At 76.2% G+C, this 3,970-nt stretch carries 2 protein-coding genes, 1 pseudogene and 1 riboswitch; of the genes and pseudogenes, 2 read left to right on the forward strand and 1 reads right to left on the reverse strand.

Features of this window, described 5'->3' with window-relative positions:
• Positions 1 to 310: 310 nt before the first annotated feature.
• Positions 311 to 1,246 (reverse strand): annotated as a pseudogene (locus tag AB0N76_RS39490) (prenyltransferase/squalene oxidase repeat-containing protein); the annotation flags it as partial.
• A gap of 261 nt (positions 1,247 to 1,507) precedes the next feature.
• Positions 1,508 to 1,663, reverse strand: a riboswitch (cobalamin riboswitch).
• A gap of 82 nt (positions 1,664 to 1,745) precedes the next feature.
• Between AB0N76_RS39490 and AB0N76_RS39495 the strand changes: the two are divergent.
• Positions 1,746 to 2,831, forward strand: coding sequence for an NAD(P)-dependent oxidoreductase (locus tag AB0N76_RS39495; RefSeq protein WP_363565689.1), 1,086 nt, complete (start codon positions 1,746 to 1,748; stop codon positions 2,829 to 2,831).
• Positions 2,832 to 2,908: 77 nt separating this feature from the next.
• Complete coding sequence (locus tag AB0N76_RS39500; protein WP_363565690.1) at positions 2,909 to 3,490, forward strand: dihydrofolate reductase family protein; 582 nt, start codon at positions 2,909 to 2,911, stop codon at positions 3,488 to 3,490.
• Positions 3,491 to 3,970 lie beyond the last annotated feature (480 nt).

Here is a 3,970-nt window from a genome sequence, read left to right on the forward strand (position 1 = left end):
CGGGCGGCGGGACCGCCGGCGGGGTGCCGGTGGACGTCGGCCCGGTCGCCGGGATGGTGGTCGCCGTGGTCGAGGCGCGGTCGGTGGCGGTGGCGGTCGCGGTCGCGGTGGTGGTGCCGGTCGGCGCGGCGGTCGGCGAGGGCGAGCCGGTCGGCGTCGCGGTGCCCGTCGGGGTGCCCGTCGGGGTGCCGGTGGGCGTCCCGCTACCGGTGGGCGTCCCGGTCGGTGTCCCCGTCCCGGTCGGGGTCGCGGTCGACGTCGGCGTGCCCGTCGGAGTAGCCGTCGCAGTCGGAGTCGCGGTCGGGGTACCCGTCGGCGTCGGCCCGCTCGTCAGGTCCCGCCGGAGGGTGCCGAAGGGGATCCCGGTCGCCCCGCCCAGCGCCTGGGTGGAGGCCCGGACGTCCGACCCGCGCTGACCGGCCGTCGCGACGTTGAAGCCGCCGTCCGCGTTCTGCTGCCCGGCCAGGAAGTCGAGCGCCTTGGCGATCCGGTCCGCGTGGACGGCCGGACGCAGGCTCAGCCCCTGGACGGCGAGCGCGGCCGAGTTGGTGGAGTTGCCCGCCGCCCCGGGGAAGCCGCCGTCGCCCTGCTGCCGCCCGGCCAGCCAGCCGAGCGCCCGGTCCACCGCGGCGGCGGCCTCGGCACCGGGCACCAGGGCGAGCGCCATCGCCGCCATCGCGGTGCTGTCCACGTCGGAGTCGCCGGTGGCGGGGATCAGGCTGGGCCAGGAGCCGTCGGCGTGCTGGAGGCTCCGCAGGTAGGCGATCGGCGCGGCGGCCGGTCCGGTGTCCCCGGCCCGCAGCTGGGCCAGGATGCCGAGCGCCTGGGAGAAGACCGAGGTGGCGTAGGTGTAGTTGCCCGGCGCCGCACAGCCGGTGGCCTCCTCGGCCCGGGCGCAGACCGCAGCCGCGAGGGCCGCGATCAGGTCCCGGCCGCCGAAGGCGCGCGGGTCCCGGCCGACGATCTCGGCGAGCAGCGCCTCCTTGCCGATGGACCCGCCGCCGGCGTCCTGGGTACCGATGCCGGTCCAGTCGTTGACGGTGCGCTCGCCCGCGTCCTTGCCCTGCCCGTCGAGGAAGTCGACGATCCGGCGCAGCGCCGCGTCGTCGGTGCCGGTGGCCGCGAGCGCGTAGGCGCCGTCGATGGTGAGGCCGAAGTCGGCGAAGTCCGGGAACGCCTCGTAGTAGTGGCCGTCGACGAGCCGGGCCGGGGCGGTCAGGTAGGCGCTGCCCCTGGCCAGGTCGGGCGTGCGTGCGGGGTCGGCGGCGGCGTTGCCGGGGTGTCCCAGCAGGACCGTGCCGCCCACGGCCGCCGCCACGGCGCCGACGGCGAGCCGGTACGCCGGCCGCCCGCTCCCCCGACCTCGCCGCTCCTCGCGGGTGCGGCTGCTGCTGACTCTCACCGGTGATTCCCCCGATCGGTCGGCGGGCACCACGGCGCAGCGGACGGCACCCCGTGCGGGGACCGTCCCGACCACGTCGTAGTCCGCGACGACGCAAGTGCTTGTGACACAACGAGCTCTCGGCGCAGGCATTCCGGCTCACCCATCCCCGGCCGGGGGCGGATCTACGGTTGCGGGTCAGCGCCGGAATCGGACCGGCTTCCCCTGACTGCCGAGGAGCAAAAATCGTCTCATCAGACCACACCACCCGGGGCGAGTCAACGGACCGTCAGGTCGGCTCCCCGGCAGGGCCGGGCCCCGGGGTACCCGGATAGGGTCCCTGCGAACGAAAGGGGGGACCGCGATGGGCGAGGACCGGGTCCTGCTGTTGGACGCGGCGCCGGGGGCGCTGCTCGGGCGGGAGCTGGAGCGGCTGCTCGGTCACGGGCTGGCCGTCACGCTGAACCTCCGGCGGGTCGCCGACCCTGACGCGGCGCGGGCCGACTGGGCCGGGCAGGTGGAGGCCGGGCGGGTGGAGTTCACCGACTTCGACGCCTTCGACGAGTCCGCGCTGATCGCCGAGACCGTCCGGGGCGGGGTCGGCTACCACGCGGTCAAGTCCCGGGGCGGGGTGCCGCTGCGCGCCGCGTTCCTGGCGGCGGCGACGGATGCGGCCCTCGGCAACCGGCTGCGGGTGGTGGGGCGGGCCGGGTCGGGCACCGACCACGTCGAGCTCCCGGCGGCCGCCCGGTACGGGGTCGCGGTCACCCACACCCCGGGCTCCAACGCGAACGCGGTCGCCGAGTTCGCGCTGGCCCAGCTGCTCGCCCTGACCCGGCACCTGCCGGCCTCCAACGAGGCGGCGCACCGGGGACGTTGGCAGCCGCCTGCGGCCCCGGCGGCGGAGCTGTCGGACCTCACCCTGGGCATCGTCGGCCTGGGCCGGGTCGGGCGGGCGCTGGCCGCCCGGGCGGGCGCGCTGGGCATGGCCGTCCGGGCCCTCTCCCGGCACCCGGTGGAGAGCCCGGTGGAGCGCCCGGTGCAACCCGCCGGTTCGCTCGGCGAGCTGCTGGCGGGCAGCGACGTGGTCTCGCTGCACGTGCCGCTCACCGCGCGGACCCGGGGGCTGATCGGCCGGGCCGAACTGGCGCTGATGCGGCCGGGATCGGTCCTGCTGAACACCGCCCGGGGCGGGATCGTCGACGAGCGGGCACTCGCCGACGCGCTGCGCGACCCCGCGCACCCGCTCGCGGCGGCCGCCGTGGACACCTTCGAGCACGAGCACGCCGCGTTCGCCTCCCCGCTCTTCGGGCTGCCGAACGCGCTGCTCACCCCGCACATCGCCGGGATGACCAACGCCGCCATGGCCGCGGCGGCCCTGAGCTGCGCGGACCACCTGGCGGCCCTGCTGGCCGGCCGACCGGAGGGCGTCCCGGTGGTGTCCGCCTGACGCCCCGTTCGGGTTCGGCGTGACCCGCCCCCCGGTACGCCACAATGCGGGGCACCCCAGAACAAGAGGAGGACCCCGTGGGCAAGGTGGTCATGTACGGATCGGTGTCGGTCGACGGCTTCATCGCGGACGAGAGCGACCAGCCCGGACCGCTGTTCGACTGGTTGACCAGCGGTGACGTCCCGCTGGACGAGAGCGGTGCGCTGAAGGTGTCGCGGACGTCCTACGACTACACCCGGCCGTACTGGGACCGGATCGGAGTCACGATCGTCGGCCGTCGTGTCTTCGACCTGACGGACGGCTGGGACGGGAAGCCGCCGGGCGGGATCGACCACGTGGTCGTCGTGACGCACCGGCCCGCGCCCGAGGGCTGGGACCCCGGGGCGCCGTTCCACTTCACCGACGGCATCGACGCGGCCGTGGCGAAGGCCCGGGAGCTCGCGGGTGACCGCATCGTCGAGGTCGCCGCCGGCGACGTCGGCGGCCAGGTACTCGCCGCGGGCCTGGTCGACGAGGTGCGCATGGATGTCGCACCCATCGTGTTCGGGTCCGGCAGGCGCTACTTCGGCGCGGTCCACGCGCAGCACCTGCTGGAGGGTCCCGACCTGGTGGTCCAGGGTGACCGGGTCCTTCACCTGAGCTACCGGGTGCGCCGTTGACCGCGTCGGCCGCGTCCCGGTGGTGTCCGTCCGAGGACGGCCCCCGGCCGCTCCGTCGTGGAGCGGCCGGGGGCCGGAGCGCGGACCTCAGGGCGCGGTGATGCCCGGTTGGGCGCCGGCGCCGAAGGACCAGCCCTCGACCGAGCCGGGGGCCGGGTCGTAGCTGCCCGCGCCGAGGTTGCTGTACGACCAGGGGCCGCCGTGCGGGGCGTGCCAGTACGACCAGTAGGCGCTGCCGGTGGGGTTGGTGCAGGTGGTCGGCAGGGCCTTGATCTTGCAGACGAAGCCCGGGTAGCGCGGGTGGAAGGAGTACGGGAACCCGGCGGCGGTGAGCGCCGCGAGGCCGCTGGCGGGGTCTCCGGGGGCGCAGCCGGTCTCGATGCCGCCGCCGAGGGCGGTGAAGTCGACGACGACGGTGACCCCGGAGTCGCCGGTGCAGGCGGCGGCGCGGGCGGGCGGGTGCGGTCAGCCGGTGGCGCG

The organism is Kitasatospora sp. NPDC093806 (genome assembly GCF_040683335.1).
Taxonomy (GTDB): domain Bacteria; phylum Actinomycetota; class Actinomycetes; order Streptomycetales; family Streptomycetaceae; genus Kitasatospora.

Excerpts from the sequence above, each read along its gene's own strand:
- AB0N76_RS39495 (WP_363565689.1), top strand. The coding sequence starts at position 1,746 with ATGGGCGAGGACCGGGTCCTGCTGTTGGACGCGGCGCCGGGGGCGCTG.